Raw genomic sequence first — 18,406 nt, forward strand, 5'->3', positions numbered from 1 at the left:
ATCAGGTGAGAGTGTGTCGGCAAAACAGGAGTAATCGCGATGCCGTCAGAGGCGCTTATCCTCACCTTGGACCAGGGAACGACTTCAAGCCGCGCAATGGTCTTCGATTCGAAGGGCACCGTGGTGGCGGTCGCCCAAGAGGAGTTTACCCAGCATTTCCCAAAGCCGGGTTGGGTCGAGCATGAACCTGAAGACATCTGGGCAACGACGCTCGACACTGCGCGCCGTGCGATGAAGGCAGGCGAAGCCGAGACGGGCGGCAAGGTCGTGTCTATCGGAATCGCGAACCAGAGAGAAACCGTCATCGTCTGGAACCGTGAGACAGGAAAGGCCGTGAGCCGCGCCATAGTCTGGCAGGACAGGCGTACGGCTTCGATGTGCGAGGCTCTCAAGGCAGGCGGCCACGAAGACATGGTCAATTCGCGCAGCGGCCTGACCATCGACCCCTATTTCTCTGGCACCAAGCTGCGCTGGATCCTCGAAAACGTTCCCGAGGCGGCAAGTCTGGCAGAGGCTGGAAAGCTTGCCTTCGGTACGGTCGACAGCTTCCTAATGTTCCGGCTGAGTGGCGGCAAGGCGCACGTCACCGATGAGACAAATGCGAGTCGGACCCTGCTCTACAATATTCGCGAAGGGGGCTGGGATGATGAGCTGCTCAAGCTCCTGAAGGTGCCACGGTCTGTGCTCCCGGAGGTGAAGACCAGCGCTGCATCCTTTTGCGAAGCGGCGCCGGAATGGTTTGGGCGTGCCTTGCCCGTCACTGGCGTCGCGGGCGACCAGCAGGCCGCCGCCTTCGGGCAGGCCTGCTTTCATCCAGGCATGGTGAAGAGCACCTATGGCACAGGCTGTTTCCTGCTCGCCAATAGCGGAGAAGAGTGCCTCACCTCGACGAACCGCCTCCTGTCCACGGTGGCGTGTCGCACTGGCGCCGCGCCGCAATTCGCGGTCGAGGGGTCTATTTTCATTGCGGGGGCTGTGTCTCAATGGCTTCGCGATAGCCTGCAGATCATCAAGAGCGCGAGCGAGACCGAGCTTTTGGCCCAGCAGGCCGGCGGAAACGAAGGCGTCTATTTTGTGCCGGCATTTACCGGGCTTGGGGCGCCGCACTGGGACGCCGATGCGCGCGGGGCGATGTTTGGCCTCACGCGGGGCACCGACAAGGCTGACATAGCGCGCGCGGCGCTGGAATCGGTCGCTTATCAGACGCTCGACCTGCTGACGGCTCTGAATGCCGATGGGTTCGATACAGGCCGTATCCGCGTCGATGGCGGTATGGTCGCCAATAGCTGGTTCCTGCAATTCCTCGCAGATGTTACGGCAACGACGATCGACCGTCCGGATATGATCGAGAGCACCGCCCGCGGCGCGGCCTTCCTGTCCGGGCTTCAGTCCGGCGTGTTTGACAGCGTCGACGCGCTTGAGAAGCTCTGGCAGAGCGAAACCGTCTTCAAGCCGACAATGAATGATGCGGAACGAAAAGTGCTCATCACAGGCTGGGAGAAGGCTGTAAAGACAACGCTCTACAGGGCTCAGCTCGACCGCGATTAGGATGGTCGGAGCGGCGGGATTCGAACCCACGACCCCTTGTCCCCCAGACAAGTGCGCTACCGGGCTGCGCTACGCTCCGACTAGGCGCCTGCTTAATCGCGGCGCCCACTGATTGCAATCACTGTTGCTGCAGGTCCCTCAAGCCGCTTTTCGCAACCGGGCTGCATCAAGACGCGCCTTGATATCTTCAAGGTCACTCAACATGGTTTCGAGGCGTTCGCTGCCCTTCAGGCCGGTCTCCTGTGGTGCATCTTCATACGAGAAAGCCGCACGGACCGAATCCTGTAGCTTTCGCGCTGGGCCTTCCCTGGTTGAAGGCTGAGCGGGCTGCTGCGCGTTAGCTTTTGAACCGAGAATGGCCGCGCCATCGAGAACGGCGTCCAAGCCCTGTTCATTGAGGAGCTGTCCTGCGCCCTTGAGGGTGAACCCCTTCTCGTGAACAAGCAGCTTGATCGCGTGAAGCGCGCGAAGGTCCTCGGGCCGGTACATCCGGCGACCGTCGGGCCGCTTCATGGGTTTCAGATACCGCGTAAACTTGCCTTCCCAATAGCGAAGCACGTGAGGCTGAAGATCAAGCTCTTCAGCAGCTTCACCAATTGAACGATAGGCGGCTGCGGATTTCCTTACCCGCTTAGCGGCATTTCCCATGAATTTCCCCTCTTAGTCGTCGTCTGTTTCCACGGCAGTCTTGAGGAGCGGAGAAGGTTTGAAAGTCACGACGCGACGCGCTGAAATCTTGGCTTCAACACCCGTCTTCGGATTACGTCCCGCGCGCGCTGCTTTCTTGCGAACCACGAAGTTACCGAACCGCGAAAGCTTCACTTCATTCTCATGCTCGAGGCTCTTGCCGATAAGATCGAGCACTCGATCGAGAATGTCGCCTGATTCCTGACGGGTGAGACCCACCTCACGCACAATGGCGTCGGAAATTTCTACGCGGGTAACGGTTTTGTTGCTCACGAACTCAGCTCCTCTGGTTAACAGATATGGCTGATTTCTTAACGAAAAGATTACAGCCTAAAGAGGGAAGCGCCCCAGGAAAAGCCGCCGCCCATAGCTTCACTTAGCACAAGATCGCCCTTTTTGATGCGACCATCCGAGACCGCCGTATGAAGAGCGAGCGGGATGGAAGCGGCGGACGTGTTTCCGTGCTTTGCTACAGTAGATATGACCTTTTCCTCGTCGAGGCCAAGTTTCTTGGCAACGCCGTTGAGAATACGCTGATTAGCCTGGTGAGGCACGAACCAGTCAATGTCGTCGATCGAGTAGCCGGTGTCGCTGAGGACCGACTCAACGGCGCTGGAAATGTTCGCAATGGCATGCCGGAAAACCTGGTTTCCCTGCATGCGGACATGGCCGATGGTCCCGGTCGAAGAGACGCCCCCATCAACGTAGAGAAGCTCCTTTTTAGAGCCGTCCGTACGCACATGGTGGGCGATCACACCTTCATCCTCAGCGCCGGTGCCGGTCTGCAGCACAACAGCCCCTGCCCCATCGCCAAAGAGGACGCAGGTTGACCGGTCCGACCAGTCCAGAATGCGCGTGAACGTCTCTGCGCCGATGACAAGTGCCGTCGAGAACAGGTTCTGACGAAGCATGGAGTCTGCCGTCGCAAGCGCGAAGAGGAAGCCAGAACAGACGGCCTGCACGTCGAACGCTGCGCCCTGCTTGATGCCGAGCTTGTCCTGAACGGTCGTCGCCGTGGCCGGAAAAGTCTGGTCGGGAGTGGTTGTCGCAAGCACGATCAGGTCGATCTGGCCTGCGTCTATGCCTGCATTGGCCAGCGCTTCCTTTGCCGCACCTGTCGCCAGATCCGAAGTGAGCTCACCGTCGGCTGCGATGTGGCGTTCTTCGATACCGGTGCGCTCGCGAATCCATTCGTCGGACGTATCCACCATCTTCGAGAGGTCGGTATTGGTAAGGATGCGCTCAGGCAGATAGGCGCCTGACCCGCGAATAAAGCTACGCTGCATGCTCATTTACTGACCGATTCTGCTGCAATGTCCTGACGACCGACACGGGTCAGCCCCGTGGCGACTTCCTGCATGTAATTGCTACGCGCGAGATTTGCCGCCAGCCCGACAGCTGTCGCGAAGCCCTCCGCATCAGTGCCGCCATGACTTTTGACCACGACACCGTTCAGACCGAGAAGCACGCCGCCATTTACGCTCGACGGGTTCATTTTTGTGCGCAGCTCCATCAGGCCGCGGCGCGCAAGTAGCGCGCCGGCTTTTGAAAGCGGGCTGGAGGTGAGTGCCTGACGCACATATGTCGACACGAGACGCGCGGTACCTTCTGCTGTCTTCAAGGCGACATTACCGGTGAAACCATCGGTAACGACGACATCGACCACACCCATGGAAATGTCGTTGCCCTCAACGAAGCCTTTGAATTCAATTCCAAGATCACGGGTCCGCAGGATTTCGCTGGCGAGCTTGATCGCGTCGCTGCCCTTTTCTTCCTCAGAACCGATATTGAGCAAGCCGACCGCCGGCTTTTGAATGCCGAAAACGGCTCGTGCGTAGGACTCGCCCATCACGGCGAACTCGACGAGTTGCTCTGCATCAGCGTCCAGATTGGCACCTACATCAAGCACGACCGTCCGGCCTTTGAGCGTTGGCCATATGGCCGTCATTGCGGGTCTGTGGACGCCCTCCATCTTGCGGAGAGCCAACATGGACATCGCCATGAGCGCGCCAGTATTGCCTGCCGACACGCCCGCTGCCGCCCGCCCGTCTTTTACGGCCTCAACTGTGCTCCACATGCTCGTCCCCTTTGCCTTGCGGAGGGCCGAGGACGGCTTGGCGTTCATGCTGACGACCTCAGGCTGGTCGCAAATCTCGCAGATGCTGGTCAGGCCACGCGAAGCAACACTGGTTTCAAGCTCACTCTGGCGCCCATGAAGAAGGAAGCGGATATCTTTCGACCTGGTGCTGAAGAGCTTCAGTCCGTCCAGCACGACTTCCGGTGCCGCATCGCCGCCCATGGCGTCGATTGAGAGGGTGAGGTCACTCATTGGAGAAAACAGGTCCAATCTTGAATTGGCGGGACAGTACGCACGCGGCCAGATCAGTGCAACTCACTGAACGCAACTGGCGATGAAATCATCAGGGCTGCCAGTCAAGTTCGCCTGACAGCAGAGTCTCGGCAGACTGGGTATCCAGAATGCGCCTCGCATTGATGATGTCGTCGGCTGCGTTCGTCGTGCCGGTACCGTCTGTCAGCTCGTTTCGCTCGAGGATTTCCATAATGCTCGTTTTAGGCTCGGGTGACAGAAAGGCTTCGTTCACTGCGATCCCCAACCCGACGAATCGTTCGCCGATTGTCCGGACCTTGCGTGCGATGGAGGCATCTCCGACCCCTGTCTCCCTGAGGCCAGCATCAATGTCGTCAAATATCCGGTCAGTCAGACGCGACGAGAGCGCTCGACCTTGCGGGGAAATTGCCGACAGGCGCGTGGTCACGAGGCCGGAATAGATAGCGAGCGCTCCAGCACGCCCTTCCATAGTATCGGCGAAGCCGCGGCTGCCGAAGACGTCTGGATTGCGAGCACGGCCCAGAATCGCAGCATACAAGCTTGAAACAGCCGCCTTGTCCTTACGGGGTGAACTGCCTGGGAGAAATCTGCGGAGCCAATCCATATCTGCGCTCTATAACTTGCCAATCGCCTCTGCCGCCATGTAAGCGATTTCAGAGTGAAAGGAATTGTTCATGGCACATCGGACCATTCTCGCTAGCCTTGCACTGGCCTGCCTGACTGCTGGCTGTATCTCGCCTATGCAGGAATATCATGGTTACGCGCCCGACGAGGTCGCGCCGAGCCAGATCACACCAGGTATCGACACGCGTTCGAGTGTGCTGGCCCAGCTCGGTTCGCCGTCGACCAGCAGCATCTTTGACGACAATACCTGGATGTACATCACGACAATCCAGGAGCGCTTTGCGTTCTATCGCCCTGACATCTCCACGCGGACCGTGACCGCGATCCGTTTCAGCGACGAAGACGTGGTTGAGGAAGTGCTCGAATACGACCAGAACGATGGCCGCGTCCTGAACTATGCGTCTCGCGAGACGCCAACCCGCGGACGTGAGCTTGGCCTCTGGGAACAGATCTTCGGCAATGTGGGCCGTACAGTTCTCCCGCCGTCGAACGAGGCCACACCAGGCAATCCGACGGGCCGTCGCAACTAGAATTTGGAAAGAGAGCGCGGGCCTCAAATCCCTGCCAGCTCTTCGGAACTAGACAAGAAAAACCCCCGACCGTTCGAAGGTCGGGGGTTTCTTTTTTTGTTTTAAGTTCCTGCCTTAATGGGCGAGAACGGCCAGCATGAGCAGCGCCACGATGTTCGTGATCTTGATCATCGGGTTCACGGCTGGGCCAGCGGTATCCTTGTACGGGTCACCAACAGTGTCACCGGTCACTGCAGCCTTGTGAGCCTCAGAGCCCTTGCCGCCATGATTGCCGTCTTCGATATACTTCTTGGCATTATCCCATGCACCGCCACCGGACGTCATTGAGATTGCCACGAAGAGCCCCGTGACGATCACGCCCAGGAGCATTGCGCCCACAGCAGCAAGCGCCGCCGAGATACCGCCAATCGGCCAGATGACCAGCAGTAGCACGATGGGAGACAGGACCGGCAGCAGAGATGGCACAATCATCTCCTTGATCGCGGCCCGTGTAAGGATGTCGACAGCGCGGCTATAGTCCGGCTTGACTTCACCTTTCATGATGCCCGGCATTTCGCGGAATTGACGGCGAACTTCTACCACAACGGACTGAGCGGCGCGCCCAACGGCCATCATCGACATACCCCCGAAGAGGAATGGCAGGAGACCGCCGAACAGAAGGCCGACCACGACGTATGGGTTGGCAATAGAGAAGTTGACGGTCGCCCCAAGCAGAACGCTGCCCTCTGCGGCATTTGTCGCAAAGTAACTGAGGTCCTCTGAGTACGCCGCGAACAGCACGAGTGCGCCGAGACCGGCAGAACCGATAGCATAGCCCTTGGTCACAGCCTTGGTCGTGTTGCCCACGGCGTCGAGCGCATCGGTCGTGTCACGCACTTCGCTTGGAAGGTCGGACATTTCGGCGATGCCGCCGGCATTATCCGTCACAGGTCCGAACGCATCGAGCGCCACGATCATGCCTGCCAGAGCCAGCATCGTCGTCGTAGCGATCGCGATGCCATAAAGGCCCGCAAGATTGAAGGTCAGGATGATACCGGCAATGATCACGATCGCTGGAAGCGCTGTCGACTCGAGCGAGACAGCGAGACCCTGGATCACGTTCGTGCCGTGGCCGGACTCAGACGACTTCGCCACGGAACGCACCGGACGGTAAGCCGTGCCAGTATAGTATTCCGTGATGACGACGATGAGCGCGGTCACAACCAGACCTGCGACACCGCAGAAGAAGAGATCGAGGCCTGTGACAGTTGCCGCTTCGCCGCCTTCATTGGTGAGAAGACGCAGAGCTGCGCCAGCGCCTTCGAGTTCACCGAAGCCGTTTGGAAGACCGTAATTGACGGCAACGGCAAGGCCAGCAAGCGAGAACACACCCGTTGCGATGAGGCCCTTATAGAGCGCGCCCATAATATTGGTCGAACCCTTACCAAGCTTCACGAACCAGGTGCCTGCAATGGACGCCACAATACAGACAGCACAGATTGCGAGCGGCAGAAGCATGATGGAGTTCAGGTAGCCAAGGCCGCTGAAGTATATTGCGCCGAGAACCATGGTCGCGACGATTGTCACGGCAAATGTTTCGAAGAGGTCAGCTGCCATGCCAGCACAGTCGCCGACATTGTCGCCGACATTGTCTGCGATGGTTGCGGCATTGCGAGGGTCATCCTCCGGGATGCCAGCCTCGACCTTGCCGACCATGTCGCCGCCAACGTCCGCGCCCTTGGTGAAGATACCACCGCCAAGACGGGCAAAGATCGAGATCAGCGAAGCACCAAAGCCGAGTGCGACGAGACCATCGACGACAGCGCGGTCGCTTTCACCATAGCCGACGACACCGGTCAGAAGGCCGTAATACGCAACCACACCCAGCAGGGCGAGACCTACGACCAGCATGCCGGTAACGGCGCCCGACTTGAACGCGATGTTCAGACCGCCTTGCAGGCTTTTGCTAGCCGCCTGGGTGGTGCGCACGTTTGCCTGCACGGACACTTTCATACCGATAAAGCCCGCCGCGCCTGAAAGCACTGCACCGATAATGAAACCGACAGGAACTTCCCAGTTTCTGAACGCGATAAACAGGACGATGACTACGCCAACGCCCACCATGCCGATGGTGGTATACTGGCGTTTCAGATAGGCGTTTGCCCCTTCCTGAATTGCGCCCGCAATTTCCTTCATTCTCTCTGTGCCGGCATCGGCGCTCATAATCGAGCGCGACTGCAGCCAGCCATACAGCACCGCGGCGAAGCCCGCCGCCAGTGCGATCCAGTACCATAGGGTCATTAGTGCCCTTCCTCCCTTATTTATTATGAGGCTGTATTCGCGTTGAATCAGCCCTGCCCTTGTGTGGATTCAGGACTGCCAAACCAAGCGGCGATTAGCAAGAAACTTCGAATGAAGGGTTTGGGGACGAAAGTGGCCTAGTGGCGGTATCCTGTCCGGACAGGCGATGGCACATCAGAGCCATTCAAGCTCAGCATAATGCCCTCGCCAGCGCGCACGACGCCGACCGGTGAGACGTGAAGACCGAGAGATTCTGCGGTTCCAAGCAGGCGGTGTTTGTCGGTGTCAGGCGCCGTGAACAGGGTCTGGTAGTCGTCGCCGGATGTCGCCATTTCAAGGGCGTGTTCAGCATCACGAACGGTCTCGGCAAAGGGGACCTGCCCAAGGTCGATCTTGATGGAGGCCTTGCTCTCTTGCGCCAGGTGTCCGGCATCGGAGATCAATCCATCGGAAACGTCGATGGACGCAGTCGCAAACGCGGCGATGAGATCTGCGATGTTCAGGGGAGGGATGTCTGGAACGCGGTAATGAGCGGCATGCTCGCTATCGATGTCGCTCTGCGCATCGCGGAGGCCTAGGCCCCCACGGCCAATCTTGCCGGTCACATAGACCGTGTCGCCTTTACGCGCGCCGCTTCGCTGGATAACGCTTTCGGTCAGGCATGTGCCAGTGAGCGTCAGGCTAAGTGAAAGCGGGCCTGTCGTGCGCACTGTGTCGCCGCCGATCAAGGCGATATTCCAGGCGTCGAGGTCTCTGCGGAGCCCCTCGCAGAGGGCAGCGAATTGGTCTTCGCTGAAAGCTTCCGGCATTGCGATAGAAAGCAAGGCGTCCCTCGGCACGGCGCCCTTGCAGAGAATGTCGGAAATGTTCACGCGGAGGAGCTTCTGTCCGACGGTGTCGAGCGGGTCGCCGCTCAGGAAATGGACGCCTTCAACCATTGTATCGAGCGTTGCGATAAGCGGTGAACCGGCTGGCCGAAGGACCCCGACATCGTTTCTGAGCCCGTCAGCGCCCGGAGATTTCGCGAGCGGGCGCAGGTAACGGGCAATCCAGTCGAACTCGCTCATGCGGCCTTATTCTCCTGGGCGGATATCCTTGCCGATATTGTCGAGTACGGCATTCACGAAATTCGCCTCTGTCTTCTCAAAGAAGTCATGCGCGAGCGAGACATATTCGTCGATGATGACGGGCCTAGACAGCTCAGGATGCGCGATGAATTCGGCTGTCGCTGCGCGAAGGATCGCGCGGGTCGTGGAATCGAGGCGCGAAAGCTTCCAGCCCTTGTTCAGGCGCTTGAGGATCGCCTTGTCGATCTCTGCCTGGTGCTCCACGGTTGCGCGAAGAACCGCCTTGAAGAGGTCCGGGTCGGCCTCTTCAACCGGTTCCTCGTCCGGGCCAAAGCCAAGACGGTCTTCCATGAATTCACGGATAACGGCGCGGGCACCGCGGCCCGTCTGCTCCATCTGATAGAGGGCCTGCACGGCAGCAAGGCGCGCCCCTGCCCGGCGGGCACGGATTACTTCAAATGGGAGCTTCTGGGTGTTGCTCATCCGACGAACTTCTTGCGGAGTTTCAGCATTTCGAGACAAGCTACGGCAGCGTCGCGGCCTTTGTTCTTGCGCTTGCGGTCAGCGCGCGCGAGGGCCTGCTCTTCGTTCTCGACGGTCAGAATGCCATAGCCGATGGCGAGACGGCGCTCGACGGCAAGGGTCATCAGCCCGCGTGCGCTCTCGCCGCAGACATAATCATAATGGCTCGTCTCACCGCGAATGACGCAGCCAAGCGCGATAAAGCCGTCATAGCGCCCGCTGTCTGCTGCCATGGCAATTATGCCCGGCACTTCGAAAGCGCCCGGCACTTCAATGGTTTCGAGCGTCACGTCCTCGTCAGCCAGCGCTTCGGCAACGCCTGCTTCAAGCTCGAGGGAGATGTGTTCGTAGTAGCGCGAGGTCGCGATCAGGATGCGGTGGGCCATCAGCTGTTTCCGTCGTTGAGGGTTCGCCAGCCTTCGATCTGCATGCCATAGCCCTCAAGGCCCGCCACGCGTGTCGGCTTGGTGTCTGAAAGGAAGATCATCTTGCGCACGCCAAGCTCACGCAGGATCTGCGCGCCGACGCCGTATTCGCGCAGTGGCATATGTCCGTCATCGCCTTCGGAGGTCTTGAGACCAAGGCGCGATGCAATGGAGTTCGGCCGCATCGTGTTCACGAAAATGACGACGCCCGGCTCTTCGGCATTCGCGATGATCTTCATCGCGCGCTCGACGAGATTCGCACGCGGACCTTTCTGACCGAGAATGTCGGAGAGGACGTCCGTGCGGTGAACGCGAACCAGGACAGTCTCTTCAGGGGTGATCTTGCCGTGAACGACGGCGATGTGTTCGCAATTGTCGAGCGTGTTGCGGAAGACGACCGTCTTGAAGCCGTCGCCATACTCGCTGTCGAGAGGGGCTTCGACGCGACGCTCCAGATAGCGGTCATTCTTGCGGCGCCAGGCGATGAGGTCGGCAATCGTGCCGATCTTCAGACCATGAAGCTGCGCAAAGGAAACGAGCTCAGGAAGACGGGCCATCGTCCCGTCATCATTCATGATTTCGCAGATCACACCCGCCGGATAGAGGCCAGCCATGCGAGAAATATCAACGGCCGCTTCGGTATGGCCTGCGCGAACAAGCGTGCCGCCATCGCGCGCGATCAACGGGAAGACGTGACCCGGTGATACGATGTCGTGATGGTCCTTGGTCGGGTCGATGGCGACCGCAACCGTCTTGGCGCGGTCTGCAGCAGAAATGCCGGTGGTCACGCCATCCTTGGCTTCGATGGAAACGGTGAAGGCCGTCTGCATGCTTTCGCGGTTGTCGCGCGCCATCATGTCGAGGTTGAGCGTGCGGGCGCGTTCCTTCGTCATGGAGAGGCAGATCAGGCCGCGGCCATACTTCGCCATGAAGTTAACTGCTTCCGGCGTTGCAAAGCTTGCCGGGATGACGAGGTCGCCTTCATTCTCGCGGTCTTCAGCGTCGACGAGAATGAACATGCGCCCATTGCGCGCGTCCTCAATAATCTCATCGATGGAGGAAATAGCGTGGTGGAGATCGCCGCTCATGCTGTGCCCTTGGTCTCTGGTGCGTCGGCACCGATCATCCGGGCGACGTACCGCGCGAGCATGTCGACCTCAAGATTTACTTTGCTGCCCGGCTGTAATGCGCTGAGCGTTGTCACTTCCCAGGTGTGAGGAATGATGGCGACATCAAAGTCGCCATTGTCGTGCGCCTTCGCGACGGTCAGTGACACGCCGCTGACTGTGACGGAGCCCTTCGTCGCAAAATAGCGCGCGATTTCCGAGGGCGGGCGTATCGTGACGCGGAAGCTGTCGCCCTCGGGCTTTACGGACACGATTTCGCCGAGACCATCGACATGGCCGTAGACGAGGTGACCGCCGAGTTCTTCACCGAGCTTGAGAGATAGCTCCAGATTAACGCCGGAGCCGGAGGTGAGCGCACCGAGCGTCGTCAGCGACAGGGTCTCTGGGACTGCTTCGACTTCGAACCAGCTCCCCTCGTCTTCCTCGCCGAAATCGACGACGGTCAGGCAGACGCCTTCATGCATGATGGAAGCCCCCATTGTGATGCTGTCGACGGGGTAATGCGACACGACACGCATCCGCCGCAGACCATTAGTGTCCTCAACGCTGTCGACGCGGCCGATATCGGTTACGAGCCCAGTAAACATGGTAATTCCTCTTCCTCACCCGGCATATAGGCATGTGATTGAGGCGTACCAATCACTTTCCTCGGGTCAATTTGACCCGCGCGTTGCAGTGCTAGGATGCGGGGGTCCAGATTTCGAGGCAGTCTGCATCGAACGACTCGCGCGATTGCAGCTCCCACCGCGTGGTCTGGTCCATCTGTTCATGCCCCAGCGCGCCGACTGCCGGGATACCATCGCCGCCAATGAGGATGGGTGCGCGGAACCAGGCAAGCACGTCGACGAGGCCCGCGGCCAGGAAACTCGCCGCGAGTGTGCCGCCTCCTTCGAGGAAGATGCGCTGTAGCCCTTCGGCTTCGCAGCGTCGCAGCAGCTGATTGAGGTCTAGCCTTCCGTCCGAGGAGCCTACGGGCCAGGTTTCGGCGCCCGTCTTCGCAAAGGCGTTTCCGTCTGCGTGATCATCATGGGCGAGGATGACGCGGCCGAGGCCGATGGATTCCACGAGCCGGGAATGAGGCGGTGTGCGCAGACGGCTGTCGGCGACGATGCGAACCGGCTGAGTGGCTGGCGCAGGAACTGTCCGCGCCGTCAGAAGTGGATCATCGGCCAGCACCGTGCCGACGCCGACCAGCACAGCGTCATGACGCGCCCTCATCTCGTGGACGCGGGCGCGAGACTTGCTGTTGGTGATCCACTGGCTGACACCGTTAGACAACGCAATCCGGCCATCTAGCGAGGTTGCGAGTTTCAGCGTGACAGAGACTTTACCGCTCACTCGTCTGAACCGGGTTCGTCCAGCGCGGAAGAGTCGATGAACTTCGCGAAGTCTGTCGGATCACGAAAGTCCTTGTAGACGCTCGCATACCGCACATAGCCGACAGGATCGACGGTCTTCAGTGCGTCCATGACAAGTTCGCCGATGTCTTCAGAGGTGACTTCGGTTTCGCCGCTGCTTTCGAGCTTGCGAACGATGCCAGAAACGAGCTGTTCGACACCTTCATCGCCGACGGCGCGCTTTCTGAGCGCGATCGTCACCGATTTTGCGACTTTCTCACGGTCGAACAAGGCGCGTTTGCCATCGCGTTTGACGACGATGATCTCGCGCAGCTGCACCCGTTCAAAGGTCGTGAACCGGCCGCCGCAGACTTCGCATGCACGTCGGCGCCGAACAGCCGTATTGTCCTCAGCCGGGCGCGAATCCTTCACGGCCGTGTTTTCAGCGGTGCAGAACGGGCACTTCACCTCAGGCCTATCCCAGCGTTTCGTATATGGGGAAACGGGCAGTCAGCGCTTTCACATCTTCGGCGATGCGCGCCTCGGTTGAGGATGGATCGCCGCTTGCGACGGCATCGACGATTTCACCGATCCATTCGCCGATCTGTCGGAATTCTGCCTCGCCGAACCCGCGCGTCGTACCCGCAGGTGACCCGACGCGGATACCGCTGGTGATCGCTGGCTTCTCAGGATCAAATGGCACGCCGTTCTTGTTACAGGTGATGTAGGCGCGGCCAAGAGCGGCCTCCGCATCCTTGCCGGTGACTTTCTTCGGGCGAAGATCGATCAGGGCGACATGCGTGTCGGTGCCGCCGGAAACGAGATCGAGACCGGAAGCCTTTGCTGCCTCGGACATGGCGCGCGCATTCTTCACGACCTGCGCGGCATAGGCGCGGAAGTCGTCGGTGAGCGCCTCTCCGAAAGCAACCGCTTTTGCAGCGATCACGTGCATGAGTGGGCCGCCCTGGATGCCCGGGAAGACTGCCGAGTTTACTTTCTTGGCGATGGTCTCGTCATTGGTAACCACCATGCCGCCGCGAGGGCCGCGAAGCGTCTTGTGGGTCGTCGTCGTAGCGACGTGACAATGATCGAGTGGGTTCGGGTGCGCGCCGCCCGCGACGAGGCCTGCGAAGTGCGCCATGTCCACCATGAACCAGGCGCCGACCTCGTCAGCGATCTCACGGAACTTCGCAAAGTCGATCTGGCGCGGATAGGCGGAACCACCTGCGATGATAAGCTTTGGCTGGTGCTCTTTCGCAAGTGCGCGGACCTCATCAAAGTCGATGAGGTGGGTATCTTCGCGAACGCCATACTGGACCGCGTTGAACCATTTGCCCGATTGGTTCGGTTTTGCGCCATGGGTGAGGTGGCCGCCTGCATCGAGGCTCATGCCCAGAATGGTGTCGCCCGGCTTGATCAGCGCCTGGAAGACGGCCTGGTTTGCCTGGCTACCGGAATTAGGCTGGACGTTGGCATATTCGCAGTTGAAGAGCTTTGTTGCCCGCTCAATGGCGAGGTTTTCAGCAAGGTCCACAAACTGGCAGCCGCCATAGTAGCGCTTGCCCGGATAGCCCTCTGCATACTTGTTCGTGAGGACCGAACCCTGCGCGTCCAGAACCGCCTTTGAGACAATGTTTTCAGAGGCGATCAGCTCGATCTCGTGCTGCTGACGGTCAAGCTCCTTCGCGATCGCATCTGCAAGCTCCTTGTCGGTGTCATTCACACCGGCGGAGAAGAAGCGCGTACGGTCAAAGCTTGCCGAAGAAGACGTATCGGGCATGGTCAGATCCTCATTCTGCGTTTTGATCTCTCTAAGAGCGCTCGCGTCCGGGAGCAAGACGCGAGCGTGTGCGACGAATGCAACAATGCCCGCAAGCTTCCCGGCGGAGGCTGGCGGGCATTTGTCTCGTTCGTCATGCCTTCAATAAAGGCTGTGGATCAGGCGGCTTCCTCAAGTCCAAGCTGTTTCCAGACAGCGAGGATGGCAGCAACCAGTTCATCCATCATCACTTCATCGTGCACAGGGCCGGGCGTGAAGCGAAGACGCTCCGTGCCGCGCGGTACTGTCGGATAGTTGATGGGCTGGACATAGATGCCGAAGTCGAAGAGCAGCGTGTCGGAAAGCGCCTTGCATTTTTCCGGGTCGCCAACGAGCAGCGGGACGATGTGGGTTACGCTGTCCATGACCGGCAGACCCGCATTGCGGAACTTCGCTTTCAGGAGCGCGGCCTTGGCCTGGTGGTCGGCACGAAGCGTGCGGCCGTCCTCGGTGCGAAGCTTGCGGACACTTGCCAGTGCGCCAGCTGCCATAACCGGACAGGTCGAGGTGGTGAAGATAAAGCCCGAAGCCATCGAGCGGATCGCGTCGATGATGGTGTCGTGCGCGGCGATATAGCCACCCATGACGCCGTAAGCCTTGCCGAGCGTGCCTTCGATAATGTCGATCCGGTCCATCAGCTGCTCGCGCTGGGCAACGCCTGCGCCTTCCTCGCCGTACATGCCAACAGCATGGACTTCATCGAGATAGGTCAGTGCATCGAATTCATCTGCGAGATCGCAGAGTTCTTTCAGCGGTCCAACATCGCCGTCCATCGAGTAGACGCTCTCAAAAGCGATAAGCTTTGGGCGCGATGGATCATCATTTTCCATCAGGGCGCGCAGGTGCTCGACGTCATTGTGACGGAAGATGCGGCGGTCAGCGCCTGAGCGACGAATGCCTTCAATCATCGACGCGTGGTTCAGCGCGTCGGAATAGATAATGAGGCCTGGCAGGATCTTGCCGAGCGTCGACAGGGTTGCGTCATTGGCGACGTAGCCAGACGTGAACAGGAGCGCGCCGGTCTTGCCGTGAAGGTCCGCGAGCTCACGCTCTAGCTCGACGTGGTAGCGCGTCGTGCCCGAAATGTTGCGGGTGCCACCGGAACCAGCGCCAAAGCTGTCGATTGCCTCATGCATGGAGTTCAGGACGTCATCGTCCTGACCCATGCCGAGATAATCGTTCGAGCACCAGACGGTGATCTCGCGCTCGCCATCTTCAAATTTGGCGGTCGCTTTCGGGAAATTGCCGCGATGACGCTGAAGGTCGACGAAGACGCGGTAGCGGCCCTCATCGCGAATATCAGTCAGCGCATCTTCGAACGCCTTGAGATGTTTCATCGGCTTTTCACCTTTCCCGTATTTAGGGCTCGTGAATGGGTTCCCGGCTATATGGCAAAGCCACAAGCCGGTATCCATAGGTGTTTTCCGCTATACCGCTTTTGTCGCAGCAGTCGAAAATCAGGTGTCGTAGCCCGGCGACTGGCGGTCCAGTTTGCGTTTCATGGCTGGCCAGACGAGCTTTTCGGTCAGTGAGCCCATGCCAGAGCTGTGGCCGGTCATGCCGCCCTGCCCGGCCACTTTGCCTTGCAGGTCAACATCACATTCGAGCACGCCGTCGCGGCCTGCCGACAGCGCCATCACCTGCATGGAACAGGCGCGCTCCAGGAAGAACATACGCGTGAAGGTCATGGCCGCAGTCTCGCCGCAGGTCAGCGTGCCGTGGTTGCGCAGCAGCATGGAGTGCTTCTGTGGACCAAGGTCAGCAACAAGGCGCTCACGCTCGTCCAGGTCGAGCGCCACGCCCTCATAGTCGTGATAGGCAACGTCAGCGCGCACGATCATCGCAGTCTGCGAAATCGGAAGCAGGCCTTCCTTCTGCGAGGAAACGGCAACGCCCTGATCGGTATGCAGGTGCATGACGACGTTCGCGTCTTCGCGATTCGCGTGAATTGCCGAGTGGATGGTGAAGCCCGCCGGATTGATGAAGTATGGCGTGTCCATCACGATATTGCCCTCAAGGTCGACCTTGACCAGCGAGCTCGCGGTGATCTCGTCGAAGAGCATGCCGTATGGATTGATCAGGAAGTGATGCTCAGGACCCGGGACGCGGTGCGAGATGTGCGTGAAGATCATGTCGTCCCAGCCGTGCAGGGCTGTGAGACGGTAGAGCATCGCGCAATCCACGCGCGCCTGCCATTCCTCTGCGGAAACAGCGCTCTTCACATCAATTGATTTCATATCGTCCGGCATGATCTTCCTCCAAGTCTTTACTGGAACATACAGCAATTGCCCCCTTTTGCACTATCCCCCTACGCAAGCTTGACCTTCGCTCCAAGCGCAGCGACACCACGCAAATGAGCATCAAGATCTCTTTCACCGCATCGCGGCGACCGGAAGCGCAGGAAGCCCTGCAGCGCCTGACCCGTCAGTATGGCCAGTATTCCGAGGAGGAAGCAGAGGTCATCGTGGCACTTGGCGGCGACGGGTCGATGCTGAATGCGATGCGACGGCGCTTTGACGATCGCAAGCCCGTCTATGGCATGAACCGCGGCACGGTCGGTTTCCTGATGAATGACTATGTCGAGGAAAACCTGATTGATCGGCTGAACCGGGCTGAGAAAGCCATGCTCGTGCCACTCCGCATGGTTGCGACTGATGTGCATGGTGAGCATTTCGAACGTCTTGCGATCAATGAGGTCTCGCTATTCCGCGAAACGGCCCAGAGCGCAAAGCTGCGCATTCGGGTCGATGGCAATGAGCGGATGAGCGAGCTGACCTGCGACGGCATCATGGTTGCGACGCCTGCAGGCTCAACAGCTTACAACCTCTCGGCGCACGGCCCTATTCTTCCCATTGGCGCGAATCTGTTGGCCCTCACACCGGTGAGCGCGTTCCGGCCACGTCGCTGGCGCGGCGCCCTCTTGCGTCACGATGCGCGTGTGGAATTCGAGATCGTTGAACCGAACCGGCGCCCCGTGTCTGCTGCTGCGGACAATCAGGAAGTGCGCGACATTGCGAAGGTCTCTGTCACTGAAGACCGCAGCAAGCCGCTCACCATGCTGTTCGACCCGGGACACGCCCTGGATGAGCGTATCCTTCGCGAACAGTTTTCCTTCTAGCGTCAGACGCCCTGGAAGCCTTCAACCTCGCGGCGCTGCTTCTCACCCTGGTCAAGGCCAAGCAGGAGCAGCACTGAGGACGCAACGAACACCGACGAATACGTACCGATGATCACGCCGAAGATGAGCGCGAAGCTCATGCCGCTGAGCACGGTGCCACCGAAAAGGTAGATGCTGAACAGCGCCAGAAGCGTGGTGCCGGATGTCAGCAAGGTACGCGACAGCGTCTGGTTGACGGCAAGATCGATAACCTTGTCCGGCTCCATCTTCTTGTACTTGCGGGCCTCTTCACGGACGCGGTCAAACACGATGACGGTGTCGTTCATCGAGTAACCAACAATCGTCAGAAGTGCTGCGATGGTGGACAGGTTGAACTCGAATTGGGTGAGCGAGAACATGCCCATGGTGATGATGACATCGTGGAACAGCGCAGCAACGGCGCCGAGCGCGTACTTCCATTGGAAGCGGACCGAGATGTAGGCCATCATCAGCGCCAGCGCGACGGCAAGCGCCATAAGGCCGCTTCTGAGAAGCTCACCGGAGACTTTCGGCCCGACAGCAGCACTGCTCCGCACGTTGAGACCTGGAAACGCCTCATTCAAAGCGGCGCGGACGCGGTCATTGGCTTGTTGCTGCGCCGTGTCCTGGTCCATGCCGGGCTCTGCAGGCTGGGTCGCAAAGCGGATGACGATCACTTCGATCGCTTCGACACCGGTGCCACGGGCGGCGTTGACGCCGACCTCGCCAAGACCGAGACCGCCCATGACCTCACGGACATCCTCTTCCTGCACGCCTTCGGGTTGTTCAATCTCAATGACGGAGCCGCCAGCGAAGTCGATGCCGAAATTCATACCCTTGGTGAAGATGAGGGCGAAGGATGCGGCGATCAGGATCGCCGAGAATAGCAGCGCCGGCAGTCTGAACGACATGAAGCGGACATTGGTGCTATTTGGCCAGTATTGGAGAAGCATA

Annotated in this window: 20 protein-coding genes and 1 tRNA gene; 3 read left to right on the top strand and 18 right to left on the bottom strand. The window is 59.5% G+C overall.

Translation table 11 applies throughout. From position 1 onward, the window contains the following. Positions 1-39 precede the first annotated feature (39 nt). Positions 40-1,548, top strand: coding sequence for a glycerol kinase GlpK (gene glpK, locus KUV46_13140; GenBank protein QYJ00272.1), 1,509 nt, complete (start codon positions 40-42; stop codon positions 1,546-1,548). Between the two features lie 2 nt (positions 1,549-1,550). On the opposite strand, the gene KUV46_13145 is transcribed toward glpK, so the two are convergent. From KUV46_13145 to KUV46_13170, 6 genes are all read right to left on the bottom strand, one after another. Next, positions 1,551-1,627: transfer RNA gene (locus tag KUV46_13145), tRNA-Pro, on the bottom strand. 59 nt (positions 1,628-1,686) lie between these two features. Then, positions 1,687-2,196, bottom strand: coding sequence for a MerR family transcriptional regulator (locus KUV46_13150; protein ID QYJ00273.1), 510 nt, complete (start codon positions 2,194-2,196; stop codon positions 1,687-1,689). Between the two features lie 12 nt (positions 2,197-2,208). Further along, positions 2,209-2,508 carry an integration host factor subunit alpha gene (locus KUV46_13155; protein QYJ00274.1) on the bottom strand — a complete coding sequence of 100 codons (300 nt, stop codon included), beginning with the start codon at positions 2,506-2,508 and terminating at the stop codon, positions 2,209-2,211. 50 nt (positions 2,509-2,558) lie between these two features. Continuing rightward, on the bottom strand, positions 2,559-3,521 hold the full coding sequence (locus tag KUV46_13160) for a ketoacyl-ACP synthase III (GenBank protein QYJ02410.1): 963 nt from the start codon (positions 3,519-3,521) through the stop codon (positions 2,559-2,561). Positions 3,522-3,523: 2 nt separating this feature from the next. Continuing rightward, entirely contained in the window at positions 3,524-4,564 is a 1,041-nt protein-coding gene (gene plsX / locus KUV46_13165) for a phosphate acyltransferase PlsX (protein ID QYJ00275.1), read from the bottom strand. Positions 4,565-4,655: 91 nt separating this feature from the next. Continuing rightward, on the bottom strand, positions 4,656-5,189 hold the full coding sequence (locus KUV46_13170; GenBank protein ID QYJ00276.1) for a hypothetical protein: 534 nt from the start codon (positions 5,187-5,189) through the stop codon (positions 4,656-4,658). A gap of 70 nt (positions 5,190-5,259) precedes the next feature. Here KUV46_13170 and bamE point away from each other — a divergent pair, with 70 nt between their 5' ends. Next, on the top strand, positions 5,260-5,739 hold the full coding sequence (gene bamE / locus KUV46_13175; protein ID QYJ00277.1) for an outer membrane protein assembly factor BamE: 480 nt from the start codon (positions 5,260-5,262) through the stop codon (positions 5,737-5,739). 114 nt (positions 5,740-5,853) lie between these two features. On the opposite strand, the gene KUV46_13180 is transcribed toward bamE, so the two are convergent. From KUV46_13180 to KUV46_13230, 11 genes are all read right to left on the bottom strand, one after another. Then, on the bottom strand, positions 5,854-8,019 hold the full coding sequence (locus KUV46_13180; protein ID QYJ00278.1) for a sodium-translocating pyrophosphatase: 2,166 nt from the start codon (positions 8,017-8,019) through the stop codon (positions 5,854-5,856). A 137-nt stretch (positions 8,020-8,156) separates the two neighbouring features. Next, entirely contained in the window at positions 8,157-9,086 is a 930-nt protein-coding gene (thiL, locus tag KUV46_13185; protein QYJ00279.1) for a thiamine-phosphate kinase, read from the bottom strand. A gap of 6 nt (positions 9,087-9,092) precedes the next feature. Further along, a complete protein-coding gene (gene nusB / locus KUV46_13190; protein ID QYJ00280.1) occupies positions 9,093-9,569 on the bottom strand; it encodes a transcription antitermination factor NusB in 477 nt (158 codons plus the stop codon). After that, complete coding sequence (ribH, locus tag KUV46_13195) at positions 9,566-9,994, bottom strand: 6,7-dimethyl-8-ribityllumazine synthase (GenBank protein QYJ00281.1); 429 nt, start codon at positions 9,992-9,994, stop codon at positions 9,566-9,568. The genes nusB and ribH overlap by 4 nt, the downstream gene beginning before the upstream one ends. Continuing rightward, positions 9,994-11,121 carry a 3,4-dihydroxy-2-butanone-4-phosphate synthase gene (ribB, locus tag KUV46_13200; GenBank protein QYJ00282.1) on the bottom strand — a complete coding sequence of 376 codons (1,128 nt, stop codon included), beginning with the start codon at positions 11,119-11,121 and terminating at the stop codon, positions 9,994-9,996. Before ribB ends, ribH begins: the two co-directional genes overlap by 1 nt. Next, positions 11,118-11,747, bottom strand: coding sequence for a riboflavin synthase (locus KUV46_13205; protein ID QYJ00283.1), 630 nt, complete (start codon positions 11,745-11,747; stop codon positions 11,118-11,120). The genes ribB and KUV46_13205 overlap by 4 nt, the downstream gene beginning before the upstream one ends. Positions 11,748-11,838: 91 nt before the next feature. Continuing rightward, on the bottom strand, positions 11,839-12,498 hold the full coding sequence (locus KUV46_13210; protein QYJ00284.1) for a RibD family protein: 660 nt from the start codon (positions 12,496-12,498) through the stop codon (positions 11,839-11,841). Next, positions 12,495-12,965: a transcriptional regulator NrdR gene (gene nrdR / locus KUV46_13215; GenBank protein ID QYJ00285.1), complete on the bottom strand. Its 471-nt coding sequence runs from the start codon at positions 12,963-12,965 to the stop codon at positions 12,495-12,497. The genes KUV46_13210 and nrdR overlap by 4 nt, the downstream gene beginning before the upstream one ends. 7 nt (positions 12,966-12,972) lie before the next feature. Further along, on the bottom strand, positions 12,973-14,277 hold the full coding sequence (locus KUV46_13220; GenBank protein QYJ00286.1) for a serine hydroxymethyltransferase: 1,305 nt from the start codon (positions 14,275-14,277) through the stop codon (positions 12,973-12,975). A 158-nt stretch (positions 14,278-14,435) separates the two neighbouring features. Next, a complete protein-coding gene (hemA, locus tag KUV46_13225) occupies positions 14,436-15,653 on the bottom strand; it encodes a 5-aminolevulinate synthase (GenBank protein QYJ00287.1) in 1,218 nt (405 codons plus the stop codon). Between the two features lie 120 nt (positions 15,654-15,773). Next, positions 15,774-16,565: a class II aldolase/adducin family protein gene (locus KUV46_13230; protein ID QYJ00288.1), complete on the bottom strand. Its 792-nt coding sequence runs from the start codon at positions 16,563-16,565 to the stop codon at positions 15,774-15,776. Between the two features lie 104 nt (positions 16,566-16,669). Here KUV46_13230 and KUV46_13235 point away from each other — a divergent pair, with 104 nt between their 5' ends. Beyond that, positions 16,670-17,434, top strand: a complete 765-nt coding sequence (locus KUV46_13235) for an NAD kinase (protein ID QYJ00289.1) — start codon at positions 16,670-16,672, stop codon at positions 17,432-17,434. A 2-nt stretch (positions 17,435-17,436) separates the two neighbouring features. Here KUV46_13235 and secF read toward each other — a convergent pair whose 3' ends face one another. After that, the gene (gene secF / locus KUV46_13240) at positions 17,437-18,405 is read right to left on the bottom strand and encodes a protein translocase subunit SecF (GenBank protein QYJ00290.1); all 969 of its coding nucleotides are present in this window, start codon (positions 18,403-18,405) and stop codon (positions 17,437-17,439) included. Between the last annotated feature and the right edge of the window lies 1 nt (position 18,406).

The sequence above is a fragment of the Thalassovita mediterranea genome, from assembly GCA_019448215.1.
In the GTDB taxonomy this organism is placed as follows: domain Bacteria; phylum Pseudomonadota; class Alphaproteobacteria; order Caulobacterales; family Hyphomonadaceae; genus Henriciella.